18 protein-coding genes and 2 tRNA genes are annotated in these 19,884 nt (G+C 70.5%); 4 read left to right on the plus strand and 16 right to left on the minus strand.

Annotated elements, in window-relative coordinates; all coding sequences use genetic code 11:
* Nucleotides 1-84: 84 nt before the first annotated feature.
* From ndk to ABUW04_RS25645, 4 genes are all read right to left on the minus strand, one after another.
* On the minus strand, nucleotides 85-498 hold the full coding sequence (ndk, locus tag ABUW04_RS25630; RefSeq protein WP_030250636.1) for a nucleoside-diphosphate kinase: 414 nt from the start codon (nucleotides 496-498) through the stop codon (nucleotides 85-87).
* Between the two features lie 104 nt (nucleotides 499-602).
* On the minus strand, nucleotides 603-935 hold the full coding sequence (locus ABUW04_RS25635; RefSeq protein WP_030250633.1) for a DUF4233 domain-containing protein: 333 nt from the start codon (nucleotides 933-935) through the stop codon (nucleotides 603-605).
* An 86-nt stretch (nucleotides 936-1,021) separates the two neighbouring features.
* Nucleotides 1,022-2,380 (minus strand): bifunctional tetrahydrofolate synthase/dihydrofolate synthase, encoded by a 1,359-nt coding sequence (gene folC, locus ABUW04_RS25640; protein ID WP_380566764.1) that lies wholly within the window; start codon nucleotides 2,378-2,380, stop codon nucleotides 1,022-1,024.
* Between the two features lie 237 nt (nucleotides 2,381-2,617).
* Nucleotides 2,618-5,200 carry a valine--tRNA ligase gene (locus tag ABUW04_RS25645; RefSeq protein ID WP_380566765.1) on the minus strand — a complete coding sequence of 861 codons (2,583 nt, stop codon included), beginning with the start codon at nucleotides 5,198-5,200 and terminating at the stop codon, nucleotides 2,618-2,620.
* A gap of 367 nt (nucleotides 5,201-5,567) precedes the next feature.
* On the opposite strand from ABUW04_RS25645, the gene ABUW04_RS25650 reads away from it, so the two are divergent.
* Together ABUW04_RS25650 and ABUW04_RS25655 are read left to right on the plus strand one after the other, a co-directional pair.
* Nucleotides 5,568-6,266 carry a peptidylprolyl isomerase gene (locus ABUW04_RS25650; protein WP_380566766.1) on the plus strand — a complete coding sequence of 233 codons (699 nt, stop codon included), beginning with the start codon at nucleotides 5,568-5,570 and terminating at the stop codon, nucleotides 6,264-6,266.
* Between the two features lie 71 nt (nucleotides 6,267-6,337).
* Nucleotides 6,338-7,324, plus strand: coding sequence for a serine hydrolase (locus ABUW04_RS25655; protein WP_380566750.1), 987 nt, complete (start codon nucleotides 6,338-6,340; stop codon nucleotides 7,322-7,324).
* 89 nt (nucleotides 7,325-7,413) lie between these two features.
* Here the strand turns inward: ABUW04_RS25655 and clpX are convergent, their stop codons facing one another.
* The 6 genes from clpX to ABUW04_RS25685 all read right to left on the minus strand — a co-directional run bounded on the left by clpX (nucleotide 7,414) and on the right by ABUW04_RS25685 (nucleotide 13,913).
* Nucleotides 7,414-8,697 (minus strand): ATP-dependent Clp protease ATP-binding subunit ClpX, encoded by a 1,284-nt coding sequence (gene clpX / locus ABUW04_RS25660; RefSeq protein WP_030250620.1) that lies wholly within the window; start codon nucleotides 8,695-8,697, stop codon nucleotides 7,414-7,416.
* A gap of 266 nt (nucleotides 8,698-8,963) precedes the next feature.
* Nucleotides 8,964-9,626: an ATP-dependent Clp protease proteolytic subunit gene (locus ABUW04_RS25665; protein WP_030250617.1), complete on the minus strand. Its 663-nt coding sequence runs from the start codon at nucleotides 9,624-9,626 to the stop codon at nucleotides 8,964-8,966.
* A 75-nt stretch (nucleotides 9,627-9,701) separates the two neighbouring features.
* Nucleotides 9,702-10,319, minus strand: coding sequence for an ATP-dependent Clp protease proteolytic subunit (locus ABUW04_RS25670; RefSeq protein ID WP_370130832.1), 618 nt, complete (start codon nucleotides 10,317-10,319; stop codon nucleotides 9,702-9,704).
* A gap of 308 nt (nucleotides 10,320-10,627) precedes the next feature.
* The gene (gene tig, locus ABUW04_RS25675; RefSeq protein WP_030250612.1) at nucleotides 10,628-12,013 is read right to left on the minus strand and encodes a trigger factor; all 1,386 of its coding nucleotides are present in this window, start codon (nucleotides 12,011-12,013) and stop codon (nucleotides 10,628-10,630) included.
* A 244-nt stretch (nucleotides 12,014-12,257) separates the two neighbouring features.
* Complete coding sequence (locus ABUW04_RS25680) at nucleotides 12,258-13,769, minus strand: DHA2 family efflux MFS transporter permease subunit (RefSeq protein ID WP_380566751.1); 1,512 nt, start codon at nucleotides 13,767-13,769, stop codon at nucleotides 12,258-12,260.
* A 67-nt stretch (nucleotides 13,770-13,836) separates the two neighbouring features.
* A tRNA-Pro gene (locus ABUW04_RS25685) sits at nucleotides 13,837-13,913 on the minus strand.
* Nucleotides 13,914-14,080: 167 nt separating this feature from the next.
* On the opposite strand from ABUW04_RS25685, the gene ABUW04_RS25690 reads away from it, so the two are divergent.
* A tRNA-Gly gene (locus tag ABUW04_RS25690) sits at nucleotides 14,081-14,151 on the plus strand.
* A 239-nt stretch (nucleotides 14,152-14,390) separates the two neighbouring features.
* The gene (locus tag ABUW04_RS25695) at nucleotides 14,391-15,155 is read left to right on the plus strand and encodes a DUF6348 family protein (protein WP_030250606.1); all 765 of its coding nucleotides are present in this window, start codon (nucleotides 14,391-14,393) and stop codon (nucleotides 15,153-15,155) included.
* 35 nt (nucleotides 15,156-15,190) lie between these two features.
* On the opposite strand, the gene ABUW04_RS25700 is transcribed toward ABUW04_RS25695, so the two are convergent.
* The 6 genes from ABUW04_RS25700 to ABUW04_RS25725 form a co-directional block, all read right to left on the minus strand.
* Complete coding sequence (locus ABUW04_RS25700) at nucleotides 15,191-15,388, minus strand: hypothetical protein (protein ID WP_030250604.1); 198 nt, start codon at nucleotides 15,386-15,388, stop codon at nucleotides 15,191-15,193.
* A gap of 254 nt (nucleotides 15,389-15,642) precedes the next feature.
* Nucleotides 15,643-16,800, minus strand: a complete 1,158-nt coding sequence (locus tag ABUW04_RS25705) for a PP2C family protein-serine/threonine phosphatase (protein WP_030250601.1) — start codon at nucleotides 16,798-16,800, stop codon at nucleotides 15,643-15,645.
* Between the two features lie 50 nt (nucleotides 16,801-16,850).
* Nucleotides 16,851-17,714 carry an Fpg/Nei family DNA glycosylase gene (locus ABUW04_RS25710; protein ID WP_380566752.1) on the minus strand — a complete coding sequence of 288 codons (864 nt, stop codon included), beginning with the start codon at nucleotides 17,712-17,714 and terminating at the stop codon, nucleotides 16,851-16,853.
* A gap of 11 nt (nucleotides 17,715-17,725) precedes the next feature.
* Nucleotides 17,726-18,211 carry a ribose-5-phosphate isomerase gene (locus ABUW04_RS25715; protein ID WP_380566753.1) on the minus strand — a complete coding sequence of 162 codons (486 nt, stop codon included), beginning with the start codon at nucleotides 18,209-18,211 and terminating at the stop codon, nucleotides 17,726-17,728.
* Nucleotides 18,212-18,259: 48 nt separating this feature from the next.
* Nucleotides 18,260-18,856, minus strand: coding sequence for a biotin transporter BioY (locus tag ABUW04_RS25720; RefSeq protein ID WP_380566754.1), 597 nt, complete (start codon nucleotides 18,854-18,856; stop codon nucleotides 18,260-18,262).
* A gap of 210 nt (nucleotides 18,857-19,066) precedes the next feature.
* Nucleotides 19,067-19,702: a DsbA family oxidoreductase gene (locus ABUW04_RS25725; protein WP_030250591.1), complete on the minus strand. Its 636-nt coding sequence runs from the start codon at nucleotides 19,700-19,702 to the stop codon at nucleotides 19,067-19,069.
* Between the last annotated feature and the right edge of the window lie 182 nt (nucleotides 19,703-19,884).

Raw genomic sequence — 19,884 nt, forward strand, 5'->3', positions numbered from 1 at the left:
TTCCTGGACGGCCGGAACTCAGGAATAGATTATTCCGCTATCCCCATAATCCGACAGAAGCAGCGCCGTAGAAATACCGGCGTGTCAGCTCAGGCCGGGGAAGAAGATCTTGATCTCACGCTCGGCGGAGGTGTCCGAGTCCGAGGCGTGGATCAGGTTCTCCCTGGTGATGGTGGCGAAGTCACCACGGATGGTGCCGGGGCCCGCCTCCAGCGGGTTGGTCTTGCCGGCCAGCGCGCGGATCCCCTCGATCACGCTCTCGCCCTCCACGATCAGGGCCACCACCGGGCCCGAGCCCATGAACTCCATCAGCGGCTCGTAGAACGGCTTGCCGATGTGCTCGCCGTAGTGCTGCTCCAGCGTGGCGGTGTCCAGGGTGCGCAGTTCCATCGCGGCGATGGTCCAGTTCGCCTTGCGCTCGATCCGGCTGATGATCTCGCCGATGAGGCCGCGTCGGGTGGCGTCGGGCTTCAGGAGGACAAGGGTGCGCTGCGGCATGGCGGAGCTCCGAGGGGGGTCGAGCCGAACGGGTGGGAGAACAGCTTGGGAGGGTGTGGCGAGCCTACCCGAGACGGCCTGGGCATTCGAACGCCAGGTGGACGTCAGCTCGCTTGTGCACGCGCCGTTTTGATGATGTCAATCTTCCGACCGTAGTGGACCGAGGCCCACCACAGCGCCGCAAAGATGACACCGAGTCCGTACATCATCCCCACGACGGTACCGCTGGCGATCAGCGCGACCTGGAGCACCCAGCCGACCGCGACCGCGCCCGGACGGGTGATCACACCGCAGAGCAGCACGCACAGGGCCATCGCGGCGCCGCAGACCGTCCACAGCGTCGTGGAGGAGACATCGGAGAGGTGCATCGCGACCAGAGCGGCGAAGCCGACCACCATCGCCTCGGCGATGAGCGTGGACGAGCAGAGGGTGCGCACGGGAGGCCTTTCGGACAGGACGGTTCGGTGGCGGGAAGGTTCGGTGGGGGAAGGGTTCGGTGGCGGGAAGGGTTCGGTGGGGGCTGTCAGCGACGGTTGCGGCTCAGCAGGATGCGGGCCTCGCCCACGGTGATGACCGAGCCGGTGACCAGCACGCCCGAGCCGCCCAGGTCGCCCTCCTCCTCCGCCAGCGTCACCGCCGCCTCGATGGCGTCGTCCAGACGGGTCTCCACCAGCACCCGGTCCGGGCCGAAGATCTCGACCGCCTGCTCGGCGAGGCGGTCGATGGAGGTGGCCCGCTGGGTCGAGTTCTGGGTGATCACGACCTCGGCGAGGACCGGCTCCAACGCCTCCAGCAGTCCGCTGGAGTCCTTGTCGCCACTGGTGCCGATCACCCCGATCAGCCGGGTGAAGCCGAAGGACTCGCCGATGGCGTCGGCGGTGACCCGCGCCCCGGCCGGGTTGTGGGCGGCGTCCAGCACGATGGTCGGACTGCGGCGGACCACCTCCAACCGGCCCGGGGAGCTGACCCCGGAGAAGGCGGCGCGGACCTTGTCGATGTCCAGCGGCTGCTGGTGCGCGGCGCCGACACCGAAGAAGCCCTCGACCGCGGCCAGCGCCAGGGCGGCGTTCTGCGCCTGGTGCGCGCCGTGCAGCGGGATGAAGACCTCGGTGTACTCGTGCCCGGAGATGCCGCGCAGGGTGAGCAGCTGCCCGCCGACCGCGACGTCCCGGTGCACCACGCCGAACTCCATGCCCTCGCGGGCGACCACGGCGTCCTCCTCGACGGCGCGCCGCAGGATCACCTCGGCGGCGTCCAGCGGCTGCTGGGCCACCACCGCCAGGGCGCCCTTCTTGATGATCCCGGACTTCTCGGTCGCGATCTTGCCGGGCGTGTCGCCGAGCTTGTCGGTGTGGTCCAGCGAGATCGGGGCGATCACCGCGACCGGGGCGTCGATGACATTGGTGGCGTCCCAGGACCCGCCCATGCCGACCTCGACCACCGCGACGTCCACCGGCGCCTCGGCGAAGGCGGCGTAGGCCATCCCGGTGAGGATCTCGAAGAAGGACAGCCGGATCGGCTGAGCGGCGTCCACCATGCCGATGTACGGCTCGATGTCGCGGTAGGTGTGCACGAACAGCTCGGGGCTGACCGGCTCCCCGTCCAGGCTGATCCGCTCGGTCACCGACTCCACGTGCGGGCTGGTGTAGCGGCCGGTGCGGAGCTCGAAGTGGCGCAGCAACTGCTCGACCATCCGGGCCGTGCTGGTCTTGCCGTTGGTGCCGGTGATGTGGATCGAGGGGTAGGCCCGCTGGGGCTGGCCCAGGATGTCCATCAGCGCCGAGATCCGGTCCAGCGAGGGTTCCAGCTGGGTCTCCGGCCAGCGCGAGGCCAGCTCCGCCTCGACGGCACGCAGCTGCGCCGCGGGGTCGTTCGAGGTGATGTCGTCCGAGGTCGCGTCGGCGTCGTTCGGCGGGGTGGTGCGGGATGCGTCGCTCACCCCGCCAGTCTACGGAGCGCGGGGCATCGGGGCCGACGGCGGGGCGGTTGCCCGCCGGGCTCGGGAGAGGCGGGGCCGGGTGGGGCCCGGGTTCGGCCCCTGGTACGGCGGAAGGACCGCCGCGCGGCTGCGGGGCGGTCCTTCCGGTGGGTGGTGGCGTGTCCTGCGTCGGCCTGTTCCTCAGCCGGCCGGCAGGGCCGCGATCTGTGCGGTGAGGCGGTTGATGTCGGCCTCGGCCTTGGCCTGCCGGGCCTGGATCTTCTCGACCGCGACCGGGGCCGCCTTGGCCAGGAAGGCCTCGTTGGCGAGCTTGGCGCCGGCCTGCGACAGCTCCTTCTCGGCGTTGGCGAGGTCCTTGGTCAGCCGCTTGCGCTCGGCGGCGACGTCGATGGTGCCGGACAGGTCCAGCGCCACGGTGGCGTCGGCGACCGAGAGGGTCGCGGTCGCGCTGAAGTCCGCACCGGCGGGCTGGAGCTTGGCCAGGGAGCGCAGTGCGCCCTCGTGCGCCGCCAGCGTGGTGCCGGACAGGTCCAGCCGGGCCGGGACCTTCTGACCCGGGTTGAGCCCCTGGTCGGCGCGGAACCGGCGGATCTCGGTGACCACCTGCTGCAGCTGCGCGATCTCCGCCTCGGCGGCCGCGTCCGCGCGGGAGGCGTCCACCGTCGGCCACTCGGCGACCACCACGGACTCCCGCCCGGTCAGCGTCGTCCACAGGGCGTCGGTGACGAAGGGGATGACCGGGTGCAGCAGCCGCAGGGTGACCTCCAGGACCTCGCCCAGCACCCGGCGCGAGGCGTCGGCCTGCGGGCCGCCCTCGGCCAGCACCGACTTGGACAGCTCGACGTACCAGTCGAAGACCTCGTCCCAGGCGAAGTGGTAGAGGGCGTCGCTGAGCTTGGCGAACTGGTAGTCCTCGTAGAGGCCGTCGACCTCGGCGACCACCGCGTTGAGCCGGGACAGGATCCAGCGGTCGGTGGCGGTGAGCTGCTCGGCCGCCGGCAGCGGGCCCTCCAGGGTCGCGCCGTTCATCAGCGCGAAGCGGGTGGCGTTCCAGATCTTGTTGCAGAAGTTGCGGGATGCCTTGACCCAGTCCTCGCCGATCGGCACGTCGGCGCCCGGGTTGGCGCCGCTGGCCAGGGTGAACCGGACCGCGTCGGCGCCGAACTCGTCCATCCAGTCCAGCGGGTCCACGGCGGTGCCGGAGGACTTGGACATCTTCTTGCCGAACTGGTCGCGGACCAGGCCGGTGAGGGCGATGGTGTGGAACGGCGCCTGGCCGTCCATGGCGTACAGGCCGAACATCATCATCCGGGCGACCCAGAAGAAGATGATGTCGTGGCCGGTCAGCAGGACGTCGGTCGGGTAGAACTTCTCCAGGTCACGGGTCTGCTCGGGCCAGCCCAGGGTGGAGAAGGGCCACAGCCCGCTGGAGAACCAGGTGTCCAGGACGTCGGGGTCCTGGTGCCAGCCGTCACCCGTCGGGGGCTGCTCGTCCGGTCCGACGCAGACGACCTCGCCGTCCGGGCCGTACCAGACCGGGATCCGGTGGCCCCACCACAGCTGGCGCGAGATGCACCAGTCGTACATGTTGTCGACCCAGCTGAAGTAGCGGCCCTCCAGCTCCTTGGGGTGGATCTGGACCCGGCCGTCGCGGACCGCCTCGGCGGCGGGCCCGGCCAGCGGGGCGACCTTGACCCACCACTGCAGCGACAGCCGCGGCTCGACCACGGTGTGGCAGCGCGAGCAGTGCCCGACCGCGTGCATGTAGGGGCGCTTCTCCTCGACGATGCGCCCCTGCTCACGCAGGGTGCCGACGACGGCGTCCCGGGCCTCGAAGCGGTCCAGGCCGAGGAAGGGGCCGTGGACGGTGATGACGCCGTGCTCGTCCAGGACGTTGATGTTCGGCAGGTTGTGCCGCTGGCCGATGGCGAAGTCATTGGGGTCGTGGGCCGGGGTGACCTTGACCGCGCCGGTGCCGAACTCCGGGTCGACGTGCTCGTCGGCGACGACCGGGATCCGACGGTCCGTCAGCGGCAGCGCGATGGTGCGGCCGACCAGGTGCGCGTAGCGCGGGTCCTCCGGGTGGACCGCGACCGCGGTGTCGCCGAGCAGGGTCTCGGCACGGGTGGTGGCGACGACGACGGAGTCCTCGCCGTCCCCGTAGCGGATCGAGACCAGCTCGCCGGCCCGGTCCTCGTGCTCGACCTCGATGTCGGAGAGCGCGGTGAGGCAGCGCGGACACCAGTTGATGATGCGTTCGGCGCGGTAGATCAGGCCGTCGTCGAACAGCTTCTTGAAGATGGTCTGGACGGCCTGGGACAGGCCCTCGTCCATGGTGAAGCGCTCACGGGACCAGTCGACGCCGTCGCCGAGGCGACGCATCTGGCCGAGGATCCGGCCGCCGTACTGCTCCTTCCACTCCCAGACCTTCTCGACGAAGGCCTCCCGGCCGATGTCGTGCCGGGACAGGCCCTGCTCGGCGAGCTGCTGCTCGACCTTGTTCTGGGTGGCGATGCCGGCGTGGTCCATGCCCGGCAGCCACAGCGCCTCGAAGCCGAGCATGCGCTTGCGCCTGGTCAGCGCGTCCATCAGCGTGTGCTGGAAGGCGTGGCCCAGGTGCAGGGCGCCGGTGACGTTGGGCGGCGGGATGACGATGGTGTACGGCGGCTTCTCGCTCTTGGCGTCGGCCTCGAAGTAGCCCCGCTCGACCCAGCGCTCGTACAGCGGGCCTTCTACCTCCGCCGGCGAGTACTGGGTCGGCAGGGTGTTCGGCTGGGCGCTGTGGTCCCCGGCGTTCGCGTCGTGCGCGTCAGGCTCGGGGCGCTGGTTCGTGTCGGTCACGCGGCACAGTTTACGAGGAGTGGGGGCGTGGTAACGAACCGCTTTAGCCGCAGCCCGGCAGGACGTGGGGGTCCGGGGGGTCGCCCCCCGCAGCACTGCAGCACGAGGAGTGGGGGCGTGGTAACGAACGGCTTTGTGCCCCATCGGTCGCGCCTCCCGCGTGGTGGGGCTGTGGGTCGGTTCACTGATCGCTGTTGGTGCTTGCAATGGGAGGACGCGGGTGAGCAGCGGGGACAGCGGTAGTGAAGAGGGCGGCGCGGCAGCGCGCAACGCTGTTCGGCGGGCGCGGATCGAGGAGCTCCGGGCCGCTGAGAAGGCCAGGGTGAAGAAGCGCCGGACGGTGTTCGCGGTGGCCGCCGTGGTGGTGGTCGCGCTGGTCGCCGGTGGGCTGGTGTGGGCGACGACCCGGCCGGTCTTCTGCGGGGACGCGGCCTCCGGCAGCCCCAACGGCAAACAGTGGAAGACCGCTCCGGCCATGTCCATCGACACCTCCGCGGCCTACAGCGCCACACTGAAGACCTCCTGCGGCGACATCGGCATCAAGCTGGACGCCAAGAACGCCCCGCAGACCGTCAACAGCTTCGTCTTCCTGGCCCAGCAGAACTACTTCGACCACACCAAGTGCCACCGCCTGACCACCAGCGGCATCTACGTGCTGCAGTGCGGCGACCCCACCGACTCCGGCAGCGGCGGTCCCGGCTACACCCTCCCCGACGAGTACCTGAAGGACCCGGCGGTCCAGGGCGGCAGCTACCCGGCCGGAACGGTGGCGATGGCCAACACCGGGACCGCGCACACCGGCGGCAGCCAGTTCTTCCTGGTCTACCAGGCCAGCCAGCTCGCGGCGAACTACACCCCGTTCGGCACCATCACCTCGGGCCTGGACATCCTTCAGCACATCGCCAGGGACGGGGTCCAGGGCGGCGGCAGCGACGGAAAACCCAAGGACAACGTCGTGATCAACAGCGTTCCTGTGACCAAGGAGTGACCTCGGTTTTCTCATGACGCGTTCACGACGTTCACATTCTCTGCAAGATTTCGGCCCGCAAGGTCGAAGTCATGAGCAGCAGAGTTGAGCCGGACCAGGGTCGCCGTCGTCGTAAGCGGCAGCTGGTGTCGATCGCCGTGACCGCCGTCATGGCCGCGGGTGCCCTGGGCGGTCTCGCCTACGCCGCCGAAGGCAGCGGCAGTCCGGCCATGGTCGCCAGCGCGAGCAGCAGCACCATCACGGTCACCGGCTCCGCGTCCGCCACCGTCGCCGCCTCCACCTCTGCCTCGGCCTCCGCTGCTGCCTCCGCCAGCTCACCCAGCCTGGACGAGCAGGCCCGTACCGCCCTGGCCGCCGCCGAGTCCTCGCTGGTCAGCGGCTTCTCCGGAAACGTCTCGGTGGCGGCGCTGGACCTGGACACCGGGGCCACCGCCGACTACGGCAACACCGAGAACAGCTACGACACCGCGAGCATCGCCAAGGTCGACATCCTGGCGACCCTGCTGCTGCAGACCCAGGACAGCGGCGGCCTCAGCAGCGCCCAGAAGGCCCTGGCCACCTCGATGATCGAGCAGAGCGACAACGACGCCGCGTCCACGCTGTGGAACGAGATCGGCGGTGCGGACGGGCTGAACGCCGCCAACAGGACCTTCGGCCTGACCGGCACCACCGGTGGCAGCAACGGGAACTGGGGCCTGACCCAGACCACCGCGGCGGATCAGTTGACGCTGCTTCAGGTGGTGTTCGGCGACGACTCGCCGCTCGACAGCGCCTCGCAGAAGTACCTGCAGGGCCTGATGGGCCAGGTCGAGTCGGACCAGGCCTGGGGCGTCTCGGCCGCCGCCGACAGCGGCACCGCGACCGAGCTGAAGAACGGCTGGCTGCAGCGCAGCCAGAGCGGGCTCTGGGACGTCAACAGCATCGGGAAGGTCACCGTCGACGGCCACAGCGTGCTGATCGCGGTGGTGTCGGACGGCGGCAGCACCGAGGCGGGTTCGATCAGCCTGGTCGAGTCGGTCGCCTCGGCCGCCGCCGAGGCGGTCACCAGCGTCGGCTGAGCCCGCCCCGCCCTACCCCGCCCCGCACCACCCCGACATGCAGGAACCCCGCCCGGACCGAGGTCCGAGCGGGGTTCCTGAACGTCCGGCTACGCCGACTTCTCGCGGCGCTCGCGCTGGCTGCGCAGATCGCGCGGCACCAGCGTCGGGTTGACGTGCTCCAGCACCACGTCCTCGGTGACCACCACGCGGGCGACGTCCTTGCGGGAGGGGACCTCGTACATCACGGACATCAGCACCTCCTCCATGATGGCGCGCAGGCCGCGGGCGCCGGTGGAGCGCTTGATGGCCTGGTCGGCGATGGCGTCCAGCGCGGTGTCCGAGAACTCCAACTCCACGCCGTCCAGCTCGAACAGCCGCCGGTACTGCTTGACCAGGGCGTTCTTGGGCTCGGTGAGGATCTGCAGCAGCGCGTCGCGGTCCAGGTTGTGGACGCTGGTGATGACCGGCAGACGGCCGATGAACTCCGGGATCATCCCGAACTTCACCAGGTCCTCCGGCATGACCGCGCGGAACTGGTCGCTGGACTCGATCTCGTGCTTGGACCGGATCGTCGCGCCGAAGCCGATGCCCTTCTTGCCGGCCCGGGACTCGATGATGCGCTCCAGGCCCGAGAAGGCACCGCCCACGATGAACAGCACGTTCGTCGTGTCGATCTGGATGAACTCCTGGTGCGGGTGCTTGCGGCCGCCCTGCGGGGGCACCGAGGCGGTGGTCCCCTCCAGGATCTTCAGCAGCGCCTGCTGCACGCCCTCGCCGGAGACGTCGCGGGTGATCGACGGGTTCTCGCTCTTGCGGGCGACCTTGTCGATCTCGTCGATGTAGATGATGCCGGTCTCGGCCTTCTTGACGTCGTAGTCAGCGGCCTGGATCAGCTTCAGCAGGATGTTCTCGACGTCCTCGCCGACATAGCCGGCCTCGGTCAGCGCCGTGGCGTCCGCGATGGCGAACGGCACGTTCAGCATCCGGGCCAGGGTCTGCGCCAGCAGGGTCTTGCCGGAGCCGGTCGGGCCCAGCAGCAGGATGTTGGACTTGGCCAGCTCGATGCCGTCGTCGCGGCCGTGCTTGCCGTTCTCGCCCGCCTGGACCCGCTTGTAGTGGTTGTAGACGGCCACGGAGAGTGACTTCTTCGCCGCCTCCTGACCCACCACGTACCCGTCGAGGAACTCGTAGATCTCGCGGGGCTTGGGCAGCTCCTCGAACCTCACCTCCGAGGTCTCCGCGAGCTCCTCTTCGATGATCTCGTTGCACAGGTCGATGCACTCGTCGCAGATGTACACGCCGGGCCCGGCAATGAGCTTCTTCACCTGCTTCTGGCTCTTTCCGCAGAACGAGCACTTGAGCAGGTCGCCACCGTCACCGATGCGTGCCACGAGGTGAATCCCCTTCGCCAAAGGCTCCGTGGGGCAGGAGCCTGGTGCTTGGTTTCCGACGGTACTCCGTCAGGAGCCCCGATCCGCCGACTTCGGCGGTCTTCCCTCTTCCGCCCTGGGCGAAGTGCCGTCAGGGTGGGCGATGCAGGGCGCGGCAATTTTGAGAGTGCCTGTCACCGATGGTGCCAGGCCGGGGCCCCCGCTCCAATAGCCGGGGGCCGACGGACTGCGTGGTACTCGTCTCAGTGACTGGACCGGGGACGGTCTCAGTCGTTGAGCGAGCTCTTGCGGGTCGAGGTGATCTGGTCGATCAGCCCGTACTCCAGCGCCTCGGCCGCGGTGAGGATCTTGTCGCGCTCGATATCCTCGCTGATCTGCTGCGGGGTCTGGTGGGAGTGCTTGGACAGCATCTCCTCCAGCTGCTCGCGCATCCGCTGGATCTCGGCGGCCTGGATCTCCAGGTCGGAGACCTGGCCGCGGCCGGTCTCGGTGTAGGGCTGGTGGATCAGGATCCGGGCGTTCGGCAGCGCCAGGCGCTTGCCGGGGGCGCCGGCCGCCAGCAGCACCGCGGCGGCGGAGGCCGCCTGGCCCATGCAGACGGTCGCCACGTCGGGCTTCACGAACTGCATGGTGTCGTAGATCGCGGTCAGCGCGGTGAAGGAGCCGCCGGGCGAGTTGATGTACATGGAGATGTCCCGGTCCGGGTCCATCGACTCCAGGCAGATCAGCTGCGCCATGATGTCGTTCGCGGAGACGTCGTCGACCTGGGAGCCCAGGAAGATGATGCGCTCCTCGAAGAGCTTGGCGTAGGGGTCGTACTCGCGCACACCCTGCGAGGTGCGCTCGACGAAGCGCGGGACGATGTAGCGGCCCTCGGCGCGCATGTCCTCCAGGCGCCGCTCGGCGCTGGACAGGCTGGGGATGTTCATAGCTGGTGTGGCCTCTCCGGAAGCGTACGGACTTGGTTCGTGGGCGGGGCGGTGCTGAGCGGCTCGAAGGGCCGGTCAGGCGCCGGTGCCGCCGCCGCCGGGGACGTCCGCGGCGCTGTGCATGATGCCGTCGATCAGGCCGTACTCCATGGCCTCCTGCGGCTGGAACCAGCGGTCTCGGTCGGAGTCCTTGGTGACCTGCTCGACGGTCTGGCCACTGTGCTCGGCGATCAGCTCGGCCATCCGGTGCTTCAGCCGCACCAGCTGCTGGGCCTGGATGCGGATGTCGGTGGCGGAGCCGCCGAGGCCGGCCGAGGGCTGGTGCATCAGGATCTCGGCGTTGGGGAGCGCGAAGCGCTTGCCCTTGGCGCCGGCCGTGAGCAGGAACTGGCCCATCGAGGCGGCCATGCCCATGGCGATGGTGACCACGTCGTTCTTGATGTACTGCATGGTGTCGTAGATCGCCATGCCGGCGGTGACCGAGCCGCCGGGCGAGTTGATGTACAGGAAGATGTCCCGGTCCGGGTCGGACGCGAGCAGCAGCAGCTGAGCGGTGATCTTGTTGGCGATCTCGTCGTCGACCTGCTGGCCGAGGAAGATGATGCGCTCGTTGAGCAGACGGTTGAAGACCTGGTCGCCGAGACCGCCGCCGCCGATGTCACCGGCTGCGGTGGGGGCCATCAGGCCGGGCATCTGGAACTGGGGAGTCATCACGTAATCCACCCGCTCATTGTGTTCGGACGGCTGATCGTCCACCGTCACTGCGTCTCTTACGAAGGCCGGTACGGAGGCCGGTTGCATCGGGAAGCCTGACGGACAGTCCTGATGGACCGACAGTCACCCTGCCCCTCGTACCAAGGACCCTAACGCGCAGGCAGGGCCTGGCCATCCCCTACACAGAACTGTTCGCTGTGAGCGCAGGGTGACCGGGGACGCCGGAAGGGCCCGGACGCATGTCGCGTCCGGGCCCTTCCTGGGAGGTGCTGCAGTGCCGGGGAGGATCAGGCCTCGGTCGCCTCGACGACGGCCTCAGCCGCGGCCTCGACGGTCTCGTCCTCTTCGTCGTCGTCCTCGAAGTCGACGACCTCACCGTTGGTGTCGACCACCTTGGCGGACTCCACCACCACCGCGAGGGCCTTTCCACGGACGACCTCGCCGACCAGCAGCGGGACCTGGCCGCCCTCGACGACCTGCTGGGCGAACTGGTCGGGCGTCATGCCCGAGCCGGCCGCGCGGCGCAGCAGGTGCTCGGTGAGCTCCTCCTGGTTGACCGCGAGCTCCTCCTTGGACGCGATGGCGTCCAGGACGAACTGGGTCTTGATGCCCTTCTGGGCCTGCTCGAGCAGCTCGGCCTCGAACTCCTCGGCGGTCTTGCCCTGGAGCTTGAGGTAGCCGTCCAGGTCGATGCCCATCTGCGGCAGCTGGTGGTGCTCCAGGTTGTGCTTGCGGGTCTCCAGCTCGTCCGCGAGCAGCTTCTCCGGGTACGGCATCTCGATGAGCTCCATGAGCTTGTCGAGCACGCGCTCCTGGGCCTGGGTGGCCTGGTCGAACTCCTTCATCCGGACCAGCCGCTTGCGGGAGTCCTCCTTGAGCTCCTCCAGGGTGTCGAACTCGCTGGCGAGCTGGGCGAACTCGTCGTCCAGGGCCGGGAGTTCCTTCTCCTGGACGGTGGTCAGGCTGACCGTGACCTCGGAGTCCTTGCCCTCGGCGCTGCCGCCCTTGAGCTCGGTGGTGAAGGTCGCGGTGCCGCCGGCCTCCAGGCCGGTGAGGGCCTCGTCGATGCCGTCGAGCAGGCGGCCAGAGCCGATCTCGTAGCTGACGCCGGTGGCGGTGCCGTCCTCGGGGACCTCACCGTCGACCTTGGCCTCCAGGTCGACGACCACGACGTCGCCCTCGGCGGCGGCGCGCTCGACGGTCTTCAGCGAGGCGAAGCGGTCGCGGAGCTGGTTCAGGCTCTCCTCGACGTCCTCGTCGGACACGGCGATCGGGTCGACCTCGACCTCGATGGCGGTGTAGTCGGGGAGGGTGATCTCGGGGCGGATGTCCACCTCGGCGGTGAACTTCAGGTCGCCGCCGTCCGCGATCTTCTCGACGCCCTCGAGGCCGTCGATGTCGGGCTGGCCGAGGACGTCGAGCTTGGACTCGTCGACGGCCTGGGTGTAGAAGCGCGGCAGGGCGTCGTTGACAGCCTCTTCCAGCACCGCGGCACGGCCGAAGCGCTGGTCGATGACGCGAGCCGGGATCTTGCCCTTACGGAAGCCCGGCACCGTGACCTGCTGGTTGATCTTCTTGTACGCCGCGTCGAGGCTGGGCTTGAGCTCCTCGAAGGGCACCTCGACGGTGAGTCGAACCCGGGTCGGGTTCAGAGTCTCCACGGCGCTCTTCACGGTTGGGTCTCCTTGGGGGCTTGCGGTCGGGGTGTCCGCCGCGCACCCGCTTGGTGGGGAGCACGGCGAGACGGGTGATGAGTCAGAGGCGACTTCGCCCGCCGGGGTGGGTGGACGGTGAGCTCGCTCCTCGCCCTCGGGCGAGTGTCCCGCACCGCTTCTCCCTGCGGAGACGCGCACGTGGACAGCCGCCAGCGGTCCATCCTACCGGTACCACAATCTGCATTGGTCCCGCCGGGAGGGGTCAGCTGTCCAGGCTCTGGACCGGGACCTTCCCTGAGCCCTCCGCCGGGCCCTCGCCCGAGCGCTCCGCCGGACCCTCGACCGGGGTCTCCCGCGCCATGGTCGGGGCGGCGTCCCGGTCGGAGACGAACAGCGACAGCACGGCCGCGGCCAGGGCCAGGCCGGCGGCGACCCGGAACGCCGCGTGGTAGGCCGCCAGGTTCGCGCTCGGCGTACCGTCCGGACCGGTGGTCACCGTCCCGATGGCGCCCAGGACCGTGCTGAGCAGGGCCACCCCCAGCGCCGGGCCGAGCCGGCTCTGGGTGTTGAACAGGGTGGAGGCCCGGCCGGTCGCGGCCGGGGAGACGGTCGCGAAGGCGGCCGTCTGGGTCGGCATGAAGAGGTGGGCCATGGAGAAGCCGGTCGCGAACATCAGCCCGCGGGCCGCCCAGACGCTGCTCTCCGGGGTGAGCAGCGACATCAGCCCGATGGCGACGGAGACGGCGACGCCACCCGCGGTCATCAGCCGGCGCGGCCCGATCCGCGGGTAGATCCGACCGACCAGTTGCGAGGCCAGCATCACCCCGAGGGCCTCGGGGAAGGTGTTGAGGCCGGTCCGGAAGGCGGTCGCCCCGGCGGCGTTCTGGTAGAAGAGGGGGAAGACGAAGAGCATGCCCAGGAAGGCGGCGCCGGCGACCACGCCGACCAGGTTGGTGGCGCGGAACAGCCGGTCCTTGAAGAGCCGCAGGTCCAGCATCGGGTCGTCGATCCGCAGTTCCACCACGACCAGCGCGACCAGCGCGGCGATCCCGACCGTCGCCGGGACCACGATCCCCGCGGTCCCCCAGCCCTTGTCCGCCCCCTCGGCGAGGGCGTAGGTCGCCGCCCCGAAGCCGACGGCGGCCAGCAGGAACCCCGCGGTGTCGAAGCGGCCGGCCCGCTCGGCGCCGAAGTCCGGCAGGAACAGCAGGCCGAAGGTCATCGCGACGGCGCCCAGCGGGACGTTGACGATGAACACCCAGTGCCAGGAGGCGGCGTCCACCAGCCAGCCGCCCAGCACCGGACCCAGCGCCGGGGCGACGGCGGTCGGCACCATCAGCACCCGGCTCGCCCGCATCCGCTCCTGCTGCGGGAAGGCCCGGTACAGCATGGTCATCCCGACCGGGTTGAGCATCCCGCCGCCGACGCCTTGGAGGACCCGGTAGAGGCTCAGCTGGTTGAGGCCGGTGGCCGTCGCGCACAGCAGCGAGGCCAGGGTGAAGAGGGCCAGCGCCGCCAGGAAGACCCTGCGGGTGCCGAAGCGGTCGCCGAGCCAGCCGGAGAGCGGCACGAAGACCGCGAGGCTGACCAGGTAGCCGACGTTGACCACACCGACGGAGGCCGCGTCCACGTGGAACTGGTCGCCGATGGACGGCAGCGCCACATTGACGATCGTGGTGTCCATGATCGACATGAACAGCGCGGCGACGAAGACGACCGCGACCGCGGTCTTGGCGGATATCCGCGGACGGTGCGGCTGCGCTGCTGCGGACATGGCTCAGCACGCCTTCCCGGAGAACGAAAAAGGACCTGCCGCCGTGGCGGACAGGATCCCGTGCATATGGTCGGGGTGACCGGATTCGAACCGACGACCTTCCGCTCCCAAAGCGGACGCGCTACCAAACTGCGCCACACCCCGTACCGTCCGACGTGCCGAACGACACGTAGCGTACAGGCAGATCCCCGGCCCTTCGCCCGCTTTTCGCCGCGCCGCACCCATCCGGCCGCCACGCCGGAGAACCGGTGTGCATCCGCCCGACCAGGTCCGCTAGGCTGTCCCCCGAACGCGCCGCACCGGTGCGCTCTGCGGGCGTAGCTCAATGGTAGAGCCCTAGTCTTCCAAACTAGCTACGCGGGTTCGATTCCCGTCGCCCGCTCCGAAGTGGCTCGGCCCCGACTCGGCGATCATCATGCCGGGTCGGGGCCGATGTGTTTTGCACGCGTCAGAACGGGTGCGGGGGGCGGACGGGGGCGGGTACGCTCCCGGAGGCGGGATGTTCACTCGGTTTCCCCCCACAATCTCCACAGGGCCTGCTCCGCCCGGGGGTTGTGCGGGCGAACGGGAGTCGCTCCCCGGAACGTCGGAGTACATCCCTCACACACACGGAGAGACCCTGTGCGCAGGCTCCAGGTCATACAGCGCAGCGTGGTGCGCGAGATGGCCTGCCTCGGGCGGGAGTTCCAGGCCGAGGGCGACGTCGTCCGCGGTCCGGGGACGACCGCCGTGGCGGTGCGCGAGCACCTGGGGCAGGGCGGCGGCCACGTCGACCTGGGGTACGTGCTGCGGATCGGCGAGGGCGGCGGGCCGGTGGTCTGGGACTGCGCGGCCGGGCTCGGGCGGACCGAGGAGGAGCAGCTCCAGAACGCGGTGCGGATGTGGCGGACCACCACCGCCTCCGCGGTGGTGGAGATGCTGGAGCGGCGCGGCGTCCACGGCGACCACGTGGCGCCCGGTGCGGCCGGGGGCGTCGCCGGATGGCACGCGGTCCAGGGCCCTGCCTGCGTGTTCGGGTTCCGCAGCGGACCGCTGGGCGACTGGGTGGCGGAGCATCAACTGCTGCCCGCGGTCGCGGAGGTGGTGCTCCCGCACCTGAGCGACCCGGTGCTGAACGGGGTGAAGTTCTTCTTCGGCGGGCGCTCCGGCGACGAGGTCGCCGAGGTGCGGGTGAACGGCGAACCGGTCGCCGCGGCCTCGGCCGCGCTGCGGCGACTGTCCTGGCCGCGCGGGGAGCGGCTGGCCTGGGCCCGCTGCTTCGTGCTGCTGGCGGCCGACCCGCTGAGCCTGCGCGGAGCGGAGGGTGGCGCGGAGCCCGCCGACGCCGCCGTGGGCGGGCGGCGCGCCGCTGCAGGGGCGCTGCTGCGGCGGTGGCGGGAGCGCTGAGGCTGCTGCTCCGGCAGCTGTCGGGTCGGTAGCTGTTACTTCGTCAGATTGTTGATGGTGGTGGCGATCTGGTCCAGAAAGGTCTGGATGGGTGCCGCTGCCGAGGTCTTGGCCAGGAAGAATCCGAAGAGCATAGCGAGGATGGCGTAGCCGATCTTCATGCTCCCGTTCCTGATGAACACGATCAACAGGATGCCCAGCAGGACAACAGCGGAGAAGGAGAAGGTTGTCACGCGGTTCCACTTCCTCGTTCATGACATGCTCGGGGCCCGGGCCACCCGGCAGGCCGGTCCGCCGCGCCGTGCATCGACACTGCCTCCCCCCTCCCATGGCCGACATTCAGTGTCTCCGGACTGGCAGGTTCCGTAAAGCATTTCCGGGACACAGCTCTACAAGTGATCACTATTCGGCCGAGATTGGCCGAACAGCACGTCGGAGAACGTGTGGCTGATGTTACAGGTGCGGTGAACTGAGCACCGGGGGACGGTTATTCACGCCAGATCAGCAGCAGCGCGCGGTCGTCGTTGAGGTCCTTGGCGACGGTCTCGATGAGCCGCCAGGCCGTCCCGACGAAGGGCGAGCCGATCAGTCGGTCCGCCTCCCCCATCAGCCGGTCCATGCCCTCGGAGAGGTCCCGGCCCGGGGCCTCGACCATGCCGTCGGTGCAGAGCATCAGCACGTCGCCGCGCTCCAGCCGGCCGCGCAGGCCGGTGAACTTGGCGCCCTCGAAGATGCCCAGCAGCGGGCCCTCGGCCTCCTTGGTCTCCCAGTGGCCCTTGCCCATGCAGCGCTGCATCCCGGGGAGGTGGCCGGCCGACAGCAGTTCGTACTCCCCGGTGTCCAGGTCCAGCACCAGGTGGACGGCGCTGGCGAAGCCCTCGTCCCACTCCTGGCGCAGCAGGTAGCCGTTGGCGGCCGGGAGGAAGTCGTGCGGCGGCAGCGAGCCGAGCAGGCCGCCGAAGGCGCCGGAGAGCAGCAGCGCCCGGGAGCCCGCGTCCATGCCCTTGCCGGAGACGTCGGCCAGCACCGCCTCCAGCATCCGGCTGCCGTCGCCGGTGCGGGCGGCGACCAGGAAGTCGCCGGAGAAGGACTGGCCGCCGGCCGGGCGCAGCGCCATCTCGGCGTGCCAGCCCGGCGGCAGCGCCGGGATCTGCGACTGCACCTTGAGCCGCTCGCGCAGGTCGAACAGCATGGTGCCGCCGCCGCGCCAGGGAACGCCGACCCGGCTGCGCAGTTGGGCGACCAGCAGGCCGCCGGCCCCGACCGCGCCCATGACCAGCACGCTGCCCGGGGTGACCCGGCCCGGGCCCAGGTGGTACGGGCCCAGCAGGGCCGCCTCCACGGCCAGCGCGGAGGCCGCGGCGGCGTAGAGCAGCACCAGACTGCTGGGCCGCAGCAGCAGCGCCCCGGCGAGCAGCGGGAGCACCAGGGCGGTCGGCGGGCACCAGATCGGGACCATCAGCGTGACCACGGTGATCAGCGGCACCAGCAGGAACAGCGCCCCGAAGGCGAACCAGTCGGAGGCGTCGCCGCGGAAGTAGTCGACGGCGGATCGGCGCAGCCGACGTCGGGCCCGGTAGAGCGCCCTGCGCCCCCGTGCCGTCATCGTCTCCCGAGGTGGCGCCTCGGCCGCTCCGTCAGCCATCCGGGTCGACCCTACCGAGGGTGCGCGGTCCGCGTCGACGCTCCCAGGAACTACGGCCGGTACTGGAGGGAGCCGATCGGTGTGGCGGGCTGGCAGGCGGGGCACCAGAACAGGTTGCGGCCGGCGTGGGTGCCGGCGCTGACCGGAGTGGCACAGACCAGGCAGGGCAGGCCGGCCCGGCGGTAGACGTAGACCTCGCCGCCGTGGGCGTCCTCGCGGGCCGGGCGGCCCATGGCCTGCGGGGTGTGCTCGGGGCGGACGGTGTCGATCCAGCCGTCGCGGACGCCGTCGGCCATCAGCAGGGTGAGGTCCTTCCAGACCGCGTCCCACTGCTCCCGGGTGAGCGCCCGGCCGGGCAGCCGCGGGTCGATGCCCTGCCGGAACAGCACCTCGGCGCGGTAGATGTTGCCGACGCCGGAAAGCACCTTCTGGTCCATCAGCAGTGCCGCGACGGTGGTGCCGCTGCGGCTCACCCGCTGCCAGGCCTGCTCCGGGAGCGAGTCGTCGCGCAGCGGGTCCGGGCCGAGCCGGCGGTGCACCTCCTGCTTCTCCGGATCGCTGATCAGGGCACAGGTCGTGGGGCCGCGGAGGTCGGCGTGGGCGGTGTCGTCGGCGGTGCTGATCCGGAGCCGGATCTGCCCGACCGGCTCCGGCGCCGGGCCCTCGCCGAAGCGGACCTTGCCGTAGAGGCCGAGGTGGATGTGGACCCAGTCGGTGGACGCGGGGTCCGCCGTGCCGCCGAAGCCGAGGAAGAGGTGCTTGCCGTGGGCCTCGGTGCTGGTGAGCGGACGTCCGTCGAGGCGCAGCGCAGCCTGGGCGAAGGGCCCCTGCGGGCTGGAGACGCGCACGGACTCGCCGCCGAACACCTGGCGGTACGCGGCGGCGAGTCGATGGAGGGTGTGGCCTTCTGGCATCGGAGCTGCGGTCAGCCCTGCGGGTGGTGGGCGGGGACCGGCGGAAGCTCGCCGGTGGTCTCGTACTCGCTGATCATGTCGATCCGGCGGATGTGCCGCGGGTCCTCGGAGAACGGCGTCGCCAGGAAGACCTCGACGAACTTGGTGGCCTCGTCGAGGGAGTGCATCCGGGCGCCGACGCTGATCACGTTGGCGTTGTTGTGCTGACGTCCGAGGGTGGCCGTCTCGGTGCTCCACGCCAGTGCCGCGCGGACGCCCTTGACCTTGTTCGCGGCGATGGCCTCGCCGTTGCCGGAGCCGCCGATCACGATGCCCAGCGCCTGCGGGTCGGCCGCGGTCCGCTCGGCGGCGCGGAGGATGAACGGGGGGTAGTCGTCCACCGCGTCGTAGATGTGCGGGCCGCAGTCGACCGGTTCGTGACCGGCGCTGGTCAGCCACTCGACGAGGTGCTGCTTGAGTTCGTATCCGGCATGGTCGGATCCCAGGTACACGCGCATGGCGTCAGTGTGGCACGAGCCGGTGACGGTGCGCCGGTCAGCCTCCGGCTAGGACCGGACGCCGAGCAGCTTCCAGGCGGCCGGGAGCAGGCCCATGGCCAGGGCGACCTTCAGGGCGTCGCCCAGCAGGTAGGGGTAGAGGCCCAGCGAGGCGGCCCGGCCCAGGCCGATGTGCAGCGAGACGGCCAAGTAGGGGACGCCGACGGCGTAGATGGCCAGACTGCCCAGCACCATCGCCGCGGCGGTGCGCAGCGGGCTGCGGTCGGCGCCGCGCCGGGCCAGCTCGCCGACCACGACCCCGGCCAGCATGAAGCCGATGATGTAACCGAGGGTGACGCCGCTGCCGGAGCTGCCGGCCGCGAACCAGGGCACCCCGGCCAGACCGGCCACCAGGTAGAGGCCCATGGCGGCGACCCCGCGGCGGGTGCCCAGCGCGGTCCCGACCAGCAGTGCGGCCAGGGTCTGGCCGGTCACCGGGACCGGCGAACCGGGGACGGGCACCGAGATCTGTGCGGCTATGCCGGTGAGGGCCGCACCGCCGACGACCAGGGCGAGATCACGGGCCGTGGCGCGGGCACGGGTGGCGGCGGGGAGCAGGTCGGCGAGGACGGTGCCGGGGCGGGGGGCGGCGGTGGCGAGGGCCATTCGGGTCTCCGGGCAGGGGCGAGGGACGGAGTCTGGGTTAACGACTGTGAACCTACCTGCCTGGTGACCTGTGTGTGTAGCGCGCTCCCCACAAAAGGGCTGGTCAGTGCGTTGGTGACTCCGGGCAGTGGGGGCGCGGGAAACAGTGCGCCTTGGTGCGTGGCTGGGCGCGCAGTTCCCCGCGCCCCTGTCGGGGCGCTACTCGAAGCTCTACTCGAAGCTGGGGCCGGCGGTGCGGGTGCGCTTGATCTCGTAGAAGCCGGGGGTGGAGGCGACCAGCAGGGTGCCGTCCCAGAGGCGGGCGGCGGCCTCGCCGCGCGGGGTGGGGGTGACCACCGGGCCGAAGAAGGCGACCCGCTCGCCGTCGGCGCCGGGGACCGCGATCACCGGGGTGCCGACGTCCTCGCCGACCAGGTCGATGCCCTCCTTGTGGGAGGCGCGCAGGGCCTCGTCGTACTCGGTCGAGTCGGCGGCCTCGGCCAGTTCGACCGGCAGCCCGGCGTCGGCGAGGGCCGCCGCGATGGTCTCCTTGGTGCGGGGCTCGGCCTGGTTGTGGAACCGGGTGCCGAGGGCGGTGTAGAGGTCGCCGAGGACCTTGTCGCCGTGCGCCTGCGCGGCCGCGATGCAGACCCGGACCGGGCCCCAGGCCTCGGTGAGGAAGGCGCGGTACTGCTCGGGGACGTCCTTGTCGGCGTTGAGCACGGCGAGGCTCATCACGTGCCAGTGCACCTGGACGGGGCGCTGCTGCTCGACCTCCAGCATCCAGCGCGAGGTCATCCAGGCCCACGGGCAGAGCGGGTCGAACCAGAAGTCTGCGGTCACGGGGGTGGCGGTTGTTGCGGACATGAGTCCTCCGGTGCCAGGAACGTGCGGTCAACGTGGCGAACAGAGGGCGGCGCACGGGCATTCCCGCCCTGCGGGAGTGCGCCAACGTTGTCGGCGTGCCGTGAAAGGATGCCCGCAACAGGTGACAGTCCGGGGCCCACACCCGGCCGGCACCGGACGGGCGGCCACAAGCTCGCGCGCCA

It is taken from the genome of Streptacidiphilus jeojiensis (assembly GCF_042510965.1).
GTDB lineage: Bacteria > Actinomycetota > Actinomycetes > Streptomycetales > Streptomycetaceae > Streptacidiphilus > Streptacidiphilus jeojiensis.

Excerpts from the sequence above, each read along its gene's own strand:
- ndk (WP_030250636.1), bottom strand. The coding sequence starts at position 498 with ATGCCGCAGCGCACCCTTGTCCTCCTGAAGCCCGACGCCACCCGACGC.
- ABUW04_RS25655 (WP_380566750.1), top strand. The coding sequence starts at position 6,338 with ATGAGCAGCAGAGTTGAGCCGGACCAGGGTCGCCGTCGTCGTAAGCGG.
- ABUW04_RS25665 (WP_030250617.1), bottom strand. The coding sequence starts at position 9,626 with ATGAACATCCCCAGCCTGTCCAGCGCCGAGCGGCGCCTGGAGGACATG.
- ABUW04_RS25670 (WP_370130832.1), bottom strand. The coding sequence starts at position 10,319 with ATGCCCGGCCTGATGGCCCCCACCGCAGCCGGTGACATCGGCGGCGGC.
- ABUW04_RS25680 (WP_380566751.1), bottom strand. The coding sequence starts at position 13,769 with ATGTCCGCAGCAGCGCAGCCGCACCGTCCGCGGATATCCGCCAAGACC.
- ABUW04_RS25705 (WP_030250601.1), bottom strand. The coding sequence starts at position 16,800 with ATGGCTGACGGAGCGGCCGAGGCGCCACCTCGGGAGACGATGACGGCA.
- ABUW04_RS25710 (WP_380566752.1), bottom strand. The coding sequence starts at position 17,714 with ATGCCAGAAGGCCACACCCTCCATCGACTCGCCGCCGCGTACCGCCAG.
- ABUW04_RS25715 (WP_380566753.1), bottom strand. The coding sequence starts at position 18,211 with ATGCGCGTGTACCTGGGATCCGACCATGCCGGATACGAACTCAAGCAG.
- ABUW04_RS25720 (WP_380566754.1), bottom strand. The coding sequence starts at position 18,856 with ATGGCCCTCGCCACCGCCGCCCCCCGCCCCGGCACCGTCCTCGCCGAC.
- ABUW04_RS25725 (WP_030250591.1), bottom strand. The coding sequence starts at position 19,702 with ATGTCCGCAACAACCGCCACCCCCGTGACCGCAGACTTCTGGTTCGAC.